The sequence below is a fragment of the Paracoccus albicereus genome (assembly GCF_024359525.1).
GTDB lineage: Bacteria > Pseudomonadota > Alphaproteobacteria > Rhodobacterales > Rhodobacteraceae > Paracoccus > Paracoccus albicereus.
This window is the reverse complement of sequence record NZ_JAKZEU010000001.1, coordinates 366,081-380,686: the sequence shown is the minus strand read 5'-3', so window position 1 is coordinate 380,686 and position 14,606 is coordinate 366,081. Positions and strand designations below refer to the sequence as shown.

11 protein-coding genes are annotated in these 14,606 nt (G+C 63.6%); 6 read left to right on the top strand and 5 right to left on the bottom strand.

Going from position 1 to position 14,606, the window contains the following annotated elements:
* Positions 1-4 precede the first annotated feature (4 nt).
* Positions 5-1,675 (top strand): glycosyltransferase family protein, encoded by a 1,671-nt coding sequence (locus tag MLD63_RS01935; RefSeq protein ID WP_255328150.1) that lies wholly within the window; start codon positions 5-7, stop codon positions 1,673-1,675.
* On the opposite strand, the gene MLD63_RS01930 is transcribed toward MLD63_RS01935, so the two are convergent.
* Entirely contained in the window at positions 1,672-2,094 is a 423-nt protein-coding gene (locus MLD63_RS01930; protein WP_255328149.1) for a hypothetical protein, read from the bottom strand. The genes MLD63_RS01935 and MLD63_RS01930 overlap by 4 nt on opposite strands.
* Positions 2,095-2,242: 148 nt before the next feature.
* Here MLD63_RS01930 and MLD63_RS01925 point away from each other — a divergent pair, with 148 nt between their 5' ends.
* From MLD63_RS01925 to MLD63_RS01915, 3 genes are all read left to right on the top strand, one after another.
* Positions 2,243-3,181, top strand: coding sequence for a glucokinase (locus tag MLD63_RS01925; RefSeq protein ID WP_255328148.1), 939 nt, complete (start codon positions 2,243-2,245; stop codon positions 3,179-3,181).
* Positions 3,182-3,274: 93 nt separating this feature from the next.
* Positions 3,275-5,143 (top strand): autotransporter assembly complex protein TamA, encoded by a 1,869-nt coding sequence (locus MLD63_RS01920; RefSeq protein ID WP_255328147.1) that lies wholly within the window; start codon positions 3,275-3,277, stop codon positions 5,141-5,143.
* On the top strand, positions 5,143-9,921 hold the full coding sequence (locus MLD63_RS01915) for a translocation/assembly module TamB domain-containing protein (protein ID WP_255328146.1): 4,779 nt from the start codon (positions 5,143-5,145) through the stop codon (positions 9,919-9,921). The genes MLD63_RS01920 and MLD63_RS01915 overlap by 1 nt, the downstream gene beginning before the upstream one ends.
* Before the next feature lie 8 nt (positions 9,922-9,929).
* On the opposite strand, the gene MLD63_RS01910 is transcribed toward MLD63_RS01915, so the two are convergent.
* Entirely contained in the window at positions 9,930-11,513 is a 1,584-nt protein-coding gene (locus MLD63_RS01910; RefSeq protein WP_255328145.1) for a PAS-domain containing protein, read from the bottom strand.
* 177 nt (positions 11,514-11,690) lie between these two features.
* On the opposite strand from MLD63_RS01910, the gene MLD63_RS01905 reads away from it, so the two are divergent.
* Together MLD63_RS01905 and MLD63_RS01900 are read left to right on the top strand one after the other, a co-directional pair.
* On the top strand, positions 11,691-12,323 hold the full coding sequence (locus MLD63_RS01905; RefSeq protein WP_255328144.1) for an SCO family protein: 633 nt from the start codon (positions 11,691-11,693) through the stop codon (positions 12,321-12,323).
* Positions 12,324-12,484: 161 nt separating this feature from the next.
* On the top strand, positions 12,485-12,796 hold the full coding sequence (locus MLD63_RS01900) for an H-NS histone family protein (protein ID WP_255328143.1): 312 nt from the start codon (positions 12,485-12,487) through the stop codon (positions 12,794-12,796).
* On the opposite strand, the gene MLD63_RS01895 is transcribed toward MLD63_RS01900, so the two are convergent.
* From MLD63_RS01895 to MLD63_RS01885, 3 genes are read right to left on the bottom strand one after another with little or no spacing between them, the layout of a single operon-like run.
* Positions 12,793-13,410: an HD domain-containing protein gene (locus tag MLD63_RS01895; RefSeq protein WP_255328142.1), complete on the bottom strand. Its 618-nt coding sequence runs from the start codon at positions 13,408-13,410 to the stop codon at positions 12,793-12,795. The two genes, MLD63_RS01900 and MLD63_RS01895, sit on opposite strands and share 4 nt — an antisense overlap.
* A gap of 7 nt (positions 13,411-13,417) precedes the next feature.
* Positions 13,418-13,957: a protein-export chaperone SecB gene (gene secB, locus MLD63_RS01890; protein ID WP_255328141.1), complete on the bottom strand. Its 540-nt coding sequence runs from the start codon at positions 13,955-13,957 to the stop codon at positions 13,418-13,420.
* Between the two features lie 54 nt (positions 13,958-14,011).
* On the bottom strand, positions 14,012-14,548 hold the full coding sequence (locus MLD63_RS01885; RefSeq protein WP_255328140.1) for an FxsA family protein: 537 nt from the start codon (positions 14,546-14,548) through the stop codon (positions 14,012-14,014).
* Positions 14,549-14,606 lie beyond the last annotated feature (58 nt).

Sequence of the window (14,606 nt, the reverse complement as noted above, 5' to 3'; positions counted from 1 at the left end):
GGCCATGTCCTTTCGTCATTCTATCACCTCGGGCCTTCGCGCCTTCCGTCAGGCGGCCCGCGCGCGTGGCTTTGGCGCGAGTGCCGCGAAGGCACTGCGCATCCTGCGACATGAAGGTCCTGTCGGCCTAACAAAGCGACTTCGGGCCTTGACACCCTTGCCACGGGCCAGCCGCGGCGACCCCTCGGCCTGCCTGATCGTCACCACGCCCCATGTCGAATGGATCGCGCGGATGATGGCCCGGATCCTGCAAGGACATGGCTTGCGGGCCGAAGTCTCGGGCGACACCGCCGGTGCCGAAACCTACGGCCATGTCTTTGTGCTGACACCGCAGATGTTCAAGCATCTGCCGCAGGACTTCATTGCCTTCCAGCTGGAGCAACATGTCAGCGGGCGCTGGATGACACCTGACTATCTTGCGTTGCTGAAAGGCGCGCGGGCGGTCATGGATTATTCGACAGCCAACATCGTTCGGCTTCGGGAGGCGGGGCTTCCACTGCAGCGCCTGTTCCACGTACCGCTGTCACCAGATCCCGACGTCGCGCCGCCCCAAGGTGAGCGACAGGGCGTCCTGTTTGTCGGCGACATGAGCGCTCCGCGTCGAAAGCATCTGATCGCAGAATTGAAGACGGCGTTTCCCGACCTAAGAGTCGAGGTCGCGCTGTTCGGCCAAGATCTCGATCGCGCCCTTGATCGCGCACAGGTCATTCTGAACCTGCATTTCTACGAAGATGCGTTGCTGGAAACAGCGCGCATCCATCAGGCGAGGTCGCATGGCGCCTGGGTTGTCAGCGAGACCGCGGCAGATCAAGATAGCCACCGGGATGTGCCAGGCGTGATCTTCGCCCGTGCTGGCGATGTCGATGCGCTGCTGGCCGGGATACGGCAGGCACTTGCTGCAGGACCAGCCCCCACAATAGCCCGAAGCGATTTTTCAGGTTGGTTTGACCGTGCTTTGCTGGGCTTGGAAATCATCGACCCAGACACTTTTGACGACTGCCACCCGGACTGGCCTTGCAAACTCGAAGCGACCCCGTGTCTCTGTCTGTCGCTCAGCGAAACGCCCGAGCGCCGGGCACAGTTCCTGAAGCAGCATCAGGCTTCGCAGTTTCGGATTTGGGAGGGGTTGCGCGCATCGCCCGGCTGGCGTGGTGCCGCACTAAGCTATCGTCAGATGTTCAATCGGTTGCAGGCCGAGGCTATCGATAAAGCGATCATTTGCGAAGACGATGTCGAATTTCCTGCCGATTTCGACCGACGTTTCGACGCACTCCGTCGCCACCTTGCCGAGCGCAACGATTGGGACATGGCTTCCGGATTCATCGCCGACCTTTCACCACGCGCTAAAGTGCTCGACGTTGCCGATGTCGAGGGCATGACCGTTGTCACGCTCAACAGTGCCGTCAGCATGGTCTTCAACATTTATCGACGCGGCGCCATGAGCTTGCTGGCAGGCTGGGACGTCAACGATACCGACCCCTTCACCAACACTATCGACCGACGACTTGAAGCAGGTCAGCTTAGGGTCGTCACAACCCTTCCGTTCCTGGTTCGTCATCGAGATGACAGTGCGTCCACGCTGCGAGAATTCGGCAACGACAAGTATCAGTCTGAGATTGCAGCAACCGAAAAACTGCTTGCGGAGAAAGTCTCTGCGTATCGTCAGAAAATCTAGTTGAGGCCTGCGACGGTGTAGTACTCGACTGCCTCGTTCTGTGGCGAATACCCGGTTCCCGACGCAATGATGCAACTGACTCCGTCGTCACGCGCGGCAACCAGTGTCCACGTCCCCATCTGCTCTGATCCCCAAAGTTCGGTTCCCATTCCCTGGTGTCCACCCGCGTCAATCAGCGTTTCGGCGAAATCATGATCCAGGGTCTGCTCGATCTCTGCGTCAGCTGCGCAATAAGGCTGGTCGCCGACCGCCATATCCGAGGTCGGCATATCTTGGGCCTGCCTCAGCAGCACCGGGACGGGCTGTCCCGCCATGGCGGACCAAGCGCGAACCGGCGCGTCGGGTTGCGGAACGGCGTGGGCGGGGGCTGCGGCAATGATTGCTGCCGCGAGAACGCTGAATTTGACAGGGCTGAACATCGAACTGAACCTTTGTTGAGCTGCAGATCAAACGTTTTGGGTGCGGCGCGGTTCCGCCTTCCGACCCGATCGGACTTGACCACGGCCCCTGCATGGTGCCGTTAGAAAGATTAACAGGACCTGAACAAGCGGGCTGAGGGGGACGCCAATGGCGATGTTGCTGGGCGATGTGGGCGGGACCAATGCGCGGCTTGCATTGGCCAGAAACGGGCAGATCGACCGCGCAACGATCACCCGATATCGCGGCGACGATTATTCCCGTTTCGACGACGTGATCGGCCGTTTCCTCTCGGAACAGGATCAGCCGCGAATATCAGCGGTCTGTATCGCCGTGGCCGGTCCCGTCAGTGGCGGTCGGGCCGAACTGACAAACCGGGACTGGAGCTTTTCGGACGAGGCCTTGGCGCGGATGACCGACGCCGATCAGGTGCGGCTGATCAATGATCTGACAGCGCTGGGCTACGCGACGCCGACCCTGACAGGCGAAGGGCTGGCTACCCTTCGTGATGCGCCTGCGGACCGAGCGCGAAACGGGCAGGCGCTGGTCGTCGGGCTCGGGACGGGCTTCAACGTCTGCGCGGTTCGCGCGCTGCCGGGCGGGACGATCACGGCGATGGAGGCAGAGGAAGGTCACACGAACCTGCCCGCCAACATCATGGCGCGGCTGCTGACAGAGATCGGACCTGCCGCGACGGCGGCCTTCTTTTCGACCGAAGAGACCTTCGCGGGGCGCGGATTGTCGCGTCTGCACGCCCTGCGCACGGGCACGGACCCCGTTCGCAGCGAGGTCATCGCCGAGGCATTGGCGAAGGGGGATCAAGAGGCCGCCGCGACTTATGATCTTTTCGCCGAACTCCTCGGACTGCTGCTGCGAGAACTGGCGTTGCGGTTCATGCCGCTGGAGGGGCTGTTCCTTGCAGGAAGCGTCGGGCGCGGCATGGCCGATCGGATCGCGCTGGTCGAAGCAGCCATGCTCGCCGAGGATTACATGCGCCACATCCCGCAGAATACGCCGATCCACCTGATCCGCGACGACATGGCGGCGCTGCAGGGTTGCCTGACCGCGCTTGCGCCTGCCGCGCAATAGCCATGATGAAACATTCGTCACTCGGGGCGCAATTGCTGGATTTTGGACGCGCTTCCTGCGAGGATCGCCCAAAACGATAATCGGGGTGGCAGGATGCGAGCGAGTTGGGCAGCGTTTATCGCGGCATTTGCAATGGTGTCGCCCGCCACGGTGGACGCGCAGTCATCCTCGCCCTTCTCGGGTCTCTTCGGACGGGGCAGCGAGGCTGAGGGTCCGGTCTCGCTGGACGTCCGGGTGGCGGGGGATGATGGCGATCTGGAGCGCAGCATCCGCAATACCTCGCTGATCCGGGCCGCTCTGGATGAAGGACGGACCACCGGTCAGGATGTCTTGGCGGCTGCCCGTGCGGATTATGCCCGCATCCTCGGCGCGCTTTTTGACGACGGACGCTATTCGGCGGTCATCACCATCACGCTTGACGGGCAAGAGGCATCGCAGATCGCGCCGCTCGACGCGCCAGACCTGGTGAGCCAGGTCGTGATCAGCGTCGATCCCGGGCCGCAGTTCACCTTCTCTCGCGCAGAGATCGCGCCGGTCGCCCCGGGCTCGGATATTCCGGAAGAATACGCGGTGGGCGAGCCGGGCGGCACAGGGGTGATCAAGTCTGCGGCGGCGGCAGGGGTGTCTGGGTGGCGCGACGTGGGCCACGCCAAGGCCGATGTCGGCGGGCAGGAGATCGTGGCCGACCACAACGTGAACACGGTCGACAGCCGTGTCGCGCTGGCGCCGGGGCCGACCGTCAGCTTCGGGCGGCTGAACGTGACCGGGAACCAGCGCCTGAACGAGCGTCGCCTGCGCAAGATTGCAGGCTTTCCGTCCGGGCTCCGCTACAGCCCCGAGGCGATCGAGACGGTGCGACGGCGCTTGCGCCGTACAGGCATCTTCTCGGCGATCACTCTGGAAGAGGCAGAGCTTCTGAACCCCGACAACTCGATGGACGTGAACCTGACGGTGGTTGAACAGAAGCCGCGCCGGGTCGGCGTCGGTTTCGAGATCTCGAACACCGAAGGGGCAAAGGTTTCGGCCTTCTGGATGCACCGCAACCTGCTGGGCGGTGGCGAGCGGCTGCGGATCGAGGGAGAGACGTCGGATATCGGCAGCAAGGACAGCGGCATGGATTACCGGCTGTCGACCCGTCTTGAACGGCCCGCGACGTTCCACCCGGACATTACCGCCTATATCGAACTCACCGCCGAACGGCGCCGGGGCGAGGAAGACGACGACTACGATTCCGACACCGTAGCCGCAGCGTTCGGCGCGAACTACATCCACAGCGAGCGACTGACCGCGGATGCGGCCATCCAGTATCAGTTTCAACGCGTCGATGACGGCGGCGGGCTCGAGACCGACTACAAGGTCGTGGCCTTCCCGATGGACGTGACCTGGGACGCGCGCGACGAACCGACGGACGCGAAACGCGGCTATTGGCTGTCGGGCGATCTGGTGCCGTTCATCGGTCTGGGCGACACCGACAGCGGTGCGCAAATCCTGGGCGAGGCGCGCGGCTATCGCAGCTTTGGTGCCGACGACCGACTGACATTCGCGGGGCGTGCGCGTGTCGGCAGCGTGCTTGGTGCCGATATCGAAAATACGCCGCGTGATTACCTGTTCTTCTCGGGCGGCGGCGGCTCGGTCCGCGGGCAACCGTTCGAGTCGCTCGGGGCGCGGGAGATCATCGGTCCGGACGGGCCGATCCTGACCGGCGGGATGAGCGTCGCTAACGCCACCGCAGAAATCCGCTGGCAGTTCCGTGAGCGGATCGGGGCGGTGGCTTTTGCCGATTATGGGCGGGTCTGGACCGACAGCGCCTTTGACGGTGACAGCGACTGGCATTCGGGCGCCGGCATCGGCATCCGCTATGCGACGCCGATCGGACCGTTGCGGTTCGACGTCGCGGGTCCGGTCGGCGGCGACACCGGCGAAGGTGTTCAATTGTATCTGGGGCTGGGGCAGGCGTTCTGATGCGGAAACTACTGATCCTGATGCTGCTGGTGCTAATCCCGGCGATCCTGTGGGGACAGGACGCGGCCGAGATATCCGAAGAGGTCGAGGATGACCGCGGTTTCATCACACGGCTTCTGGAAGAGAACCTGTCCGGCGCCGGGCGTCAGGTCACGCTGGATGGTTTCCGTGGTGCCCTTTCGTCGCGCGCGACATTCGAGAGGTTGACCATCGCCGACGACGAGGGCGTCTGGATCACCTTGACCGATGGCGCAATCCAGTGGAATCGCAGCGCTCTGCTGCGCCGCCGGATCGAGATTGCGGAACTGTCGGCAGCCAGTATCGACCTGCCGCGCCTGCCCGGTGCCGGTGAAGCAGAGCGGACGGCCGAAGCGCCCGAGTTCGCGCTTCCCGATCTGCCCGTGTCGATCGAGATTGGCGAGATCCGCGCCGATCGCGTCACGCTCGGCGAGCCTGTGATCGGGATCCCCGCTGCAGTGTCGTTGGCCGGAAACATGAATCTCGCAGGTGGCGAGGGCACGGCCAATCTCAACATCAACCGCCTCGACGGTCCACGCGGCGAGTTCGTTCTGGACGCCGGTTATTCCAACGAAACGAAGGTCCTGTCGCTGGACCTGACGCTGGACGAAGCGGCGGACGGATTGCTGGTCAATCTGGTCGATCTCTACGACAAGCCGGCCGTCAATGCGCGGATCAGCGGCGAGGGGCCGCTGAGCGACTTCGCGGCCGACATCACGCTGGCGACCGACGGACAGCCGCGCGTCACCGGCCGGGCCAGCGCGCGCGCCGCCCCGAACGAGACCGACAACGCGCCAGGCACGGCCTTCCGGCTGGAACTTGGCGGTGACGTTGCAAGCCTGTTGCCGCCCGAGGATCGCACGTTCTTCGGCACCAGCACCCAGCTTCTGGCCGAAGGGTGGCGCGGTGACGACGGTCGTCTGGATCTGCCCGTCCTGATGATCGACACGCAGGCACTGAACCTCTCGGGCTCGCTGTCGACGACCAGCGAAGGCGCGCCGCAGTCGGCCGTGCTGCTGATGACGCTTGGCGCTGATGCGGGTGCGACCGAACTGCCGGTCGTCCTGCCCTTCGGCTCGGTCGAGACGCGGGTGAACGACGGCAGCCTGACCTTGCAATACGACGCTTCCGAAAGCTCCGGCTGGACCTTGCGCGGCCGCGTCGGACAGATCGAGCGCGACGGCACCACGATTGGCGCGCTGCGGCTCGACGGCGAGGGGACCGTCGCGCTGGACGGAAATGCGCTGCAGGACATCACCGGCCGGATCGAATTCGGGGCCGAAGGATTGGGCTTCGCCGATGCGGGCCTTGCGCAGGCCATCGGCGACAGCGTTCAGGGCACGACGGGCTTCGACTTCACGCCGGGCAATGCGCTGCAGCTTGACGATCTGTCCTTCCAGGGCAGCGATTACGGTCTGGATGGGGTTCTTCTGGTCGCGGGGCTGGGGTCTGGGATCACAGTCTCTGCCGATCTCGATGCGCGCTATGAAGATCTGTCGCGACTGTCCACCCTCGCGGGGCGTCCCGTCACCGGACGCGCGGATGCCTCGGTCGAAGGCTATTACACAGTTCTCAGCAAGGCCTTCGATATCGATGCGAACGTCACCGGCAGCGACATCACGGTCAATCAGGATCAGATCGACCGCTTGCTTGGTGGAGCCTCGGAAATCGTGGTCGTGGCGCGCCGTGACGAAGCGGGGATCGAGCTGACGGAATTGTCGGTCAACGCACAGCGGCTGACTGCGAATGCGGAAGGCACGATCACGTCGGGCAGTAGCGATGTCCGCGCGACGATCTCGATGCCGGCCTTGTCAGACATGGATGCCGAGCTGGGCGGCTCGGTCGAGGCCGAGGCGTTCCTGAACGGACCCGCCGGACAACGCCGTCTGACAGTCAGCGGCGAGGCCATGGATCTGCGCACCGGCATCACCGAGCTTGACGCCGCCCTTCAGGGCCGGACCAGCCTTGCGGTGATCGCGGGCGAGACCGAGGGCGGCTACGAGGTCGAACAGTTCCAGTTCGGCAATCCTCAGATCCGCGCCGAGGGTCAGGGCGTCTTCGCGCCCGGACGCCTTGATGCGGATCTGGATCTGTCGGTACCCGACCTCGCAGCCTTTGGGCGCGGTTGGTCAGGCTCACTCGAGGCCAAGGCTCAGGCAAGGGAAGAGAACGGCACGCGCTTTCTGGACGTGACCGGACAGGGTCAGGAATTGCGGCTTGGTCAGGAAAACGTCGATGGCGCCCTGACCGGTACCACCGACCTGAAGCTGACGGCCGAAGAACGCGACGGCGTTTTCACCATTCGCGATCTGGACATCACCAACCAGCAGCTCACCGCGCAGGCGCAGGGCGTCTACGGTGAGGGCGTAACGGACTTGACCGCCGACCTGAACATCGCGTCGCTTGCGTCGTTCGGTCGCGGCTGGCAGGGCAGCCTGGCCGCGCAAGGGCGCGTGCGTGATGACGGCGAGGGCACCCGCCAGTTGGAGTTGACCGGAACGGGGGACGATTTGGCACTGGGGCAGAGCCAGGCCGACGGGGTTCTGTCCGGCACTACCCGGCTGAGCGTGCGGGCCGAGGAAACCGGTGGAATCTTTACCATCGATGAGGCGCGGATCGACAACGAACAGGCGGTCATCGAAGCCAGCGGTGTCTACGGCGGGACCAAGACCGATCTTCAGGCGAATGTTGACCTGCGGGACCTTGGCGCGTTGGGACTTGGATGGCGGGGCTCGTTCGTCGCCGATGCGACCTATGCCGATGACGGATCGGGCGTTCGCCAGGTCAGCATCGAGGGAACCGGCCAGGATCTGGCGCTGGGGCAGGCCGATCTGGATGCGGCCCTTTCCGGGCCCACGCAACTCAGCTTACAGGGGACCGAGCAGGGTGGTGTCTTCACCATCGAAGATACGCGCATTGCGAACGCAAACCTGAACGCCACCGCGACCGGCCGTGTCGGGGGTGGATCGACGGACCTGTCGGCAACCTTGCGTGCGGGCGATCTGCGCTTTCTCGGGCGCGGCATTTCGGGGTCCATCGACGCGCAGGGACGTGTCGTCGAAGAAGGGGGCACACGCCAGATCACCGCAAATGGAAGCGCCGGCGGCCTGTCGATCGGCAACGAGCGGGCAGACGCCTTGCTGCGCGGTCAGACGACGTTCGACGTCGCAGCCTCGCAGACCGGGGAACAGCTTTCGGTCAGTCGACTGGTCGTCCGCAACCCTCAGGTGACGATCAACGCCGACGGGGCGCCGCAGACAGGTATCAATCTGAACGCGACCCTGTCGGATCTCGCGCTGGTGCAGCCGGGCTTTCCGGGGCCGGCACAACTGACTGGTACCGTTCGTGAAGATGGACCGAACTTCGTGCTAGACCTTACGGCGACCGGGCCCGGTGGGACACGCGCACAGGTCGCTGGCCGTGCGGCGCGCGACTTCTCGGACACCGATCTTCGCATCTCGGGTGTCAGCGACGCAGCGGTCGCGAATCCTCTGATCCGGACGCGCAGTATCGAGGGTCCGATCAACTTCGACATTAGGGTTCAGGGCCAGCCGTCGCTTGATGCGATCAGCGGCCGCGTCCAGCTTGTCGGGGGCGCGATCGCCGAACCGAAGCTCGGGGTTCGGCTGGATCCTGTGAACGTGACTGCCGACATCGCGGGTGGCGCAATTGCAGTCAACGGGACGGCCGGGGTCGAGGCCGGGGGGCAGGCAACCGTCAACGGGACGGTCGACCTGCAGGGCGGCGCGACCGATATTGCCGTGCAGCTTGCGGATGTGGTCGCGCGAGACCCCAACCTCTACGAAGCACGGGTCAACGGCAATGTGCGCTTCACTGCTGGCGGTGATGGCCAGTTGATCTCTGGCCGTATCGACGTGGCCGAAGCCGAGATCCGCATCCCTTCGACAGGTCTGGGCGGCGCCAAGGCGATCCCCGAGATCGAACATGTCGGCGATACCCGCCCGGTCCGGGCGACGCGAGCACGGGCTGGGCTTGAGGCATTCCCCAGCGATGCGTCGCGCGATGCAGGGCTTAGCGGTCCGCCCGCGACGCCGCCCGCAAATCCGCCCCGGCTGGACCTGACCATCAACGCGCCAAACCAGGTGTTCATCCGGGGCCGCGGGGTCGACGCCGAGATGGGCGGCCAGCTTCAAGTTCAGGGCACCACCCGCAATCCGGTGCCGATCGGCTATCTGGAACTGATCCGCGGTCGTGTCGATCTTCTGGGCAAGCGTTTCGTCCTGACCGAGGGCTTGGTCGAGCTTCAGGGCAGCCTGATCCCCATTCTTCGGCTGGTCGCGGTGACGGAAGAGAACTCGATCACGACGCGGATCATCATCGACGGTGAGGCGCGTGATCCAGACATCACGTTCGAATCCTCGCCCGACATGCCGCAGGAAGAGGTGCTGTCGCAGCTGCTGTTCGGGCGGGGGCTCGACAATATCAGCGCGCTTCAGGCCGCTCAGCTGGCCAATGCCGTCGCGGTGCTGGCCGGGAGAGGCGGCGAGGGGATTGTGGGTCGCCTGCGCAGTCAAACAGGGCTCGACGATCTGGACGTGACGACGGACGACGACGGAGGTGTACAGGTGCGGGCGGGGAAATACCTGTCCGAGAATGTCTATACCGACCTGTCGGTTGGCGATGACGGCAAGACCGAGATCAACCTCAACCTCGATGTGACCGAGTCGCTGCGCGCACGTGCCTCCGCCGGCAGCGACGGTGAAAGCGCGATCGGCCTGTATTACGAGCGTGACTACTAGCGGTCAGCTCAGATCGCGGCGCGCTGCGGCTGTGCGGTGTCGTCGGCCATCGCATCGACCAGCGTTTCGGTGACCGGACGAAGCGCCTCCGGTGGGCGGAACTGGACCATAACGCGTCCCGATCCAAGGGGCGCGACTGTCCACGATAACAACCCGCCATCCGGTCCCGTCATTGCGCCACGATGCAGCGCCACGCTGTCGCCATGGTCTGTAAGTCGCTTGCGCAACGCCTCGAAGCCGGCACCGCTTTGGCCGATGCGCTGCTGCCAGTGGATGAGCGCCTCGGCTGCGTTGCCGCTGCGCTGACCCCAGATCCTGTCATAGGCATCGTTGGCCATCAGCATCTTTCCGTTCTGTCCGAAAACCGCCACGCCGTCTTCGATCCCGTCGAGCACGTGCTTGCCCAGCATCAGTTCACCCCGGAACTTCCGGGTCATGGAAATTTCGGATGTTATGTCCTCGAACAGGAAGGCCACGGCGCCATCGGGGTGGGGGCGGCCGGTCACCCGGTAGGTCTGCCCACCCGGCAGCGACCACGTTTCGACATGACGGCCTGTCGCTGCAGCCGTCTCCAGCGTGTTCATCTGCTGACGCCAACTGCGGTAATCCTTGGGTTCGGGCACCATCCGCGCTTCCCGAAGCTGGTCGAGAAAATCGAACAGCGTGGGCCGCGCCGTCAGGAAGCCCGCCGGCAGACCGGTCAGATCGATCAAGGCCGGGTTGAACAATTGCAGCTTGCGGTCGCGATCGAAGATCGCGAGTCCGATCGGCAGATCGGCAAAGGTCTTGGTCAGCGTCTGAACGAACTCGCGCAGGCTGCGCTCGGCCCGGACGGCTGCATCGGCGGGCAAGGCGAACATCATCGTCTGTTCGCCCTGCTGGTGGCTGTGGCAGTCGTACCAGCGGACCCGACCGCCGATATCCAGTTGCGCGCGCCGTCCCTGGCTCCCGCCCGCAGGAACGTCCAGCAGCCGCGGAAGCGGCCAGACGATCGCGCCACCCGAAAGCACCTCGGCCTGATCCAGATAGGCAGCGTTGGCCCATGTTATGCGCCCTTCGGAATCCTGACGCCAGCTGAGCATCGGTGTCCGGTCCATCGATTCTCGCAGCAGTTCCAGTTCCTGCTCCATCGCCTCCAGCGCCAGACCATCGACGACGATGCCGGCATTGTCGGCCGCGGGATCGGACAGCGTCAGACGCGTCAGCCCGCTATTCAGGCGTTCGGCCAGCAAATGCAGTCCGGCGAGACCGCTGCTGGCTTGCGCGCGCGCCTCGACCCGATCAGTGCGGTCCAGACCGTCAAGCCGCGAAAGGACATCCGGGAACCTTGCTGCGAGCCACGTGCAGAGCCGCCGCCAATCATCGGCCGGTCCGGTGATACTGGCAAGCAGCGCGCGGGCAGGCGGCGTCGCGTCGATCATCTGATTGTCGCGAAACAGAAAGACCATCGGTCGCAGCGTCGTTTCCAATCCGTCCGACGCGCGGATGCCCTTGGAAGTGTTGTCGAGACGGCGGATGACGAACCATGCCAGCAAGACCGATGACAGACCCGCGCCTAATGCGATGATCGCGGCCTGAATACCCTGCAGCATAACAAACAACCCCCGTAACGCTGACGGCACGCTATGGCCACAGGTTTAAAAATGGGTTAACGACGCAACTGAGGCGCGAGTATTTCAGGAATCCCGGGACAATCAAGAAACCAATCCGATCGGGTTGCACTTCACCGCTGGATAGCGCAATGAACGTGCCCTGAAGATATGAAGCACATGGCCCAAACTCGCACTCTCATCCTGACTTCGACCCTTGCCGCTGCTGTGCTTCTGGTCGGAGGCTGGCTGGTCATTCGCCCATCAGGCACCGACGGTTTCCAGCAATGCATGCGGTCCAACGTCCAAGGTGGAATGGACAGTTTTGGCACATCTTTCACGCTGACCAATCAGGACGGCGAGCGTGTGACGGACGCTGAGGTTTTCTCGCAGCCGAGCCTGTTATATTTCGGTTATACTTTTTGTCCCGATGTTTGCCCGATGGACACGGCGCGAAATGCGGCGGCGGTCGATATACTTCAAGAACGTGGATTAAACGCTCAATCGGTATTCGTTACGGTAGACCCTGCCTGTGATACGCCCGAAGCCTTGAGTGAGTTCGCTGATGCCGTCGCGCCGGACATGATCGGCCTGACGGGTTCGCAAGCCGAGATCGACGCGGTGTCCAAGGGGTGGCGCAACTACTACAAATTGCTGAACGAGGATGACGCTGACTACTATCTGGTTGATCATCTGGCCAATAGTTATCTGATCCTTCCGAAACAGGGCACGGTCGAGTTCTTCCCGCGCGACGTCAGCGCAGACGAAATGGCCGAACGATCCGCCTGCTTTATCGACGCAGCGGCATCTTAACACTGGCAAATTAAGCTTAATGAAAGGTTAACCAATGCCAGTGTATTGATCGGTCAAAATATGCCGACCATCATATTTTTTTGCTTTGCGTCGTTGAAACTTCTGCTAGCGTTAAATAGTTGGGTCCTTGAGAGCCATCTACTGACGAAACGGACACGGAAATGACGATCGAATTTGAAAAGCTCAGCCTCAAGGAAATGCGCGATCTTCGAGCCAAGCTCGACCGCGCGATCAGTTCTTACGAAGATCGCAAACGCCGCGAGGCGTTGCAGGCCGTTGAAGATGCCGCGCGCGAGCACGGCTTCAATCTGACCGACCTGACGGGTGGTCGCCCGAACCGTGCCGGCACGATCCCGCCGAAGTATGCCAATCCTGCCGATCCGACGATGACCTGGACCGGCCGTGGGCGGAAACCTCGCTGGGTGCAGGAGAACCTCGAAAAGGGAAAGCAGCTCGAGGATCTGGCGATCTAGACCAGGTCCTGACGGTCGATTTCGGCAATCAGTCGATCAAAGCACGCAAGATAATCTGCGCGCGTCTCTGCAGGCGGGCGCAGTTTTATTTTCAGCTCCCCAAGCCTGACGCCCGTCGGCAGCGGAAAGAGGCGCGTAGCCTCCGTATCGGAAAATCCGGCGATCCTCACAGCCTCCAGCCGGGCGGACACGCGATCGGCTGCCTTGATGGCACGCTTGATGTCGGCGGGAAGGGTCGCCGGCAGGCCGAAGCGCCTGTGGATCGCCTCGGTCAGGCGCTGATCCATCGCGGCGTAGTCAGGACCTAGCGCAGCCTTCACGGGCGAGATCATGTCGCCGATCACATATTCCGGTGCGTCATGAAGAAGCGCGGCCAGCCGCCAGCAAGTCTGGGTGCCGGGATTCATCGCTGTGAAGATCGTCTCGACCAGCAGCGAATGTTCGGCCACGGAATAGGGCCAATCGCCGGATGTCTGGCCGTTCCAGCGTGCAACGAAGGCCAGACCATGGGCGATGTCGGCGATCTCGATATCGACCGGCGTCGGGTCCAGCAGGTCCAGCCGACGGCCCGACAGCATCCGCTGCCAGGCACGCGAGCCTTTCTTGGGCGTCATGGCGCGATCAGGACAGGCGCTGGCCGTCCGGTGCCGACTCGGCTTGGCCAGCCTGGCTTTGCGCCCGGCGCTGCAATTCCTGCCGGTAAAGAGCGACGAAATCGACCGGGTCCATCAGGAAGGGCGGGAAGCCGCCATCGCGTGTCGCATCGGCAATGATGCGGCGCACGAAGGGGAACAGCATCCGCGGGCACTCGATCATCAGGAAAGGATGCAACTGCTCCTCGGGCACGCCCTCGATCTGGAACACCCCGCCGTAATCCAGCTCGCACAGGAACAGAGGCTGCTTCTCGCCAGTGGAATTGGTGGACGTGACCTTGAACTTGCAGATCACCTCATACTGGTTCTCGGTCGGGCGTTTGCGCGCGTCGAGACTGACCTGTACCCCGATCTCGGGCTTCACCTCGCCGCCGGGCACGCCCTTCTGGACGACGATGTTTTCGAAAGACAGATCGCGGATGTATTGCGCGAGGATCTGCATGCGGAGCGCCGGGTTCGCGGCTCCGGCCGCTTCGCCATTCGCGGCGTTGGTGTCTTCGTCAGCCATGATAGCCTCTTTGCCTCGGGTTCGCGATGCTTCTATCAGCCGCGACGTGCAGCCTCAATGCCGCGTCCAGCCGGACTGCCCCTGGGTGGGGCGGCGCACCACCTCGTCGTCGGACAGCATATCGGGTCGGGGCGCGTCGTGGCGGTATCGGTCGTGCGTTTCGTCAGGGTCGAGCTCGACGAAATCGGCATCAATCACGCCGTCGCCGAATGGCGGGCGGTGCGGATCACGCGGCGTGCGCGACATCTGGACGCGCCGCCCTGCACGGGCGATCACCCAGTCCCGCACCGGCGGCACCAGCAGCAGAAGGCCCAGCGTGTCGGTAAAGAATCCCGGTGTCATCAGCATCGCACCGGCCAGCAGGATCATCGCCCCATGTGCCAGCGGCCGACCGGGATCGCGGAATTCGGTGATCGAACCCTGAAGCTCTGTCCAGGCGCGTGCGCCCTGCGCGCGCACCAGCGTCGCGCCGACAACCGCGCTGAGGACGACGAGACCGATCGTGGGCCAGACACCGATCTGCCCGCCGATGGTAATGAACAGCCAGATCTCGATCAGCGGCACGATCAGAAACAGCGCGACCAGACGCATGGAACCCTCCCCATCCCGGCCGAGCGCAAACTGGACTTGGCCCGGTCGAGACCCTACA

What these genes read in the sequence shown, in the direction of transcription:
- MLD63_RS01935 (WP_255328150.1), top strand. Translation starts at nt 5, where the DNA reads ATGTCCTTTCGTCATTCTATCACCTCGGGCCTTCGCGCCTTCCGTCAG.
- MLD63_RS01930 (WP_255328149.1), bottom strand. Translation starts at nt 2,094, where the DNA reads ATGTTCAGCCCTGTCAAATTCAGCGTTCTCGCGGCAGCAATCATTGCC.
- MLD63_RS01925 (WP_255328148.1), top strand. Translation starts at nt 2,243, where the DNA reads ATGGCGATGTTGCTGGGCGATGTGGGCGGGACCAATGCGCGGCTTGCA.
- MLD63_RS01920 (WP_255328147.1), top strand. Translation starts at nt 3,275, where the DNA reads ATGCGAGCGAGTTGGGCAGCGTTTATCGCGGCATTTGCAATGGTGTCG.
- MLD63_RS01915 (WP_255328146.1), top strand. Translation starts at nt 5,143, where the DNA reads ATGCGGAAACTACTGATCCTGATGCTGCTGGTGCTAATCCCGGCGATC.
- MLD63_RS01910 (WP_255328145.1), bottom strand. Translation starts at nt 11,513, where the DNA reads ATGCTGCAGGGTATTCAGGCCGCGATCATCGCATTAGGCGCGGGTCTG.
- MLD63_RS01905 (WP_255328144.1), top strand. Translation starts at nt 11,691, where the DNA reads ATGGCCCAAACTCGCACTCTCATCCTGACTTCGACCCTTGCCGCTGCT.
- MLD63_RS01900 (WP_255328143.1), top strand. Translation starts at nt 12,485, where the DNA reads ATGACGATCGAATTTGAAAAGCTCAGCCTCAAGGAAATGCGCGATCTT.
- MLD63_RS01895 (WP_255328142.1), bottom strand. Translation starts at nt 13,410, where the DNA reads ATGACGCCCAAGAAAGGCTCGCGTGCCTGGCAGCGGATGCTGTCGGGC.
- secB (WP_255328141.1), bottom strand. Translation starts at nt 13,957, where the DNA reads ATGGCTGACGAAGACACCAACGCCGCGAATGGCGAAGCGGCCGGAGCC.
- MLD63_RS01885 (WP_255328140.1), bottom strand. Translation starts at nt 14,548, where the DNA reads ATGCGTCTGGTCGCGCTGTTTCTGATCGTGCCGCTGATCGAGATCTGG.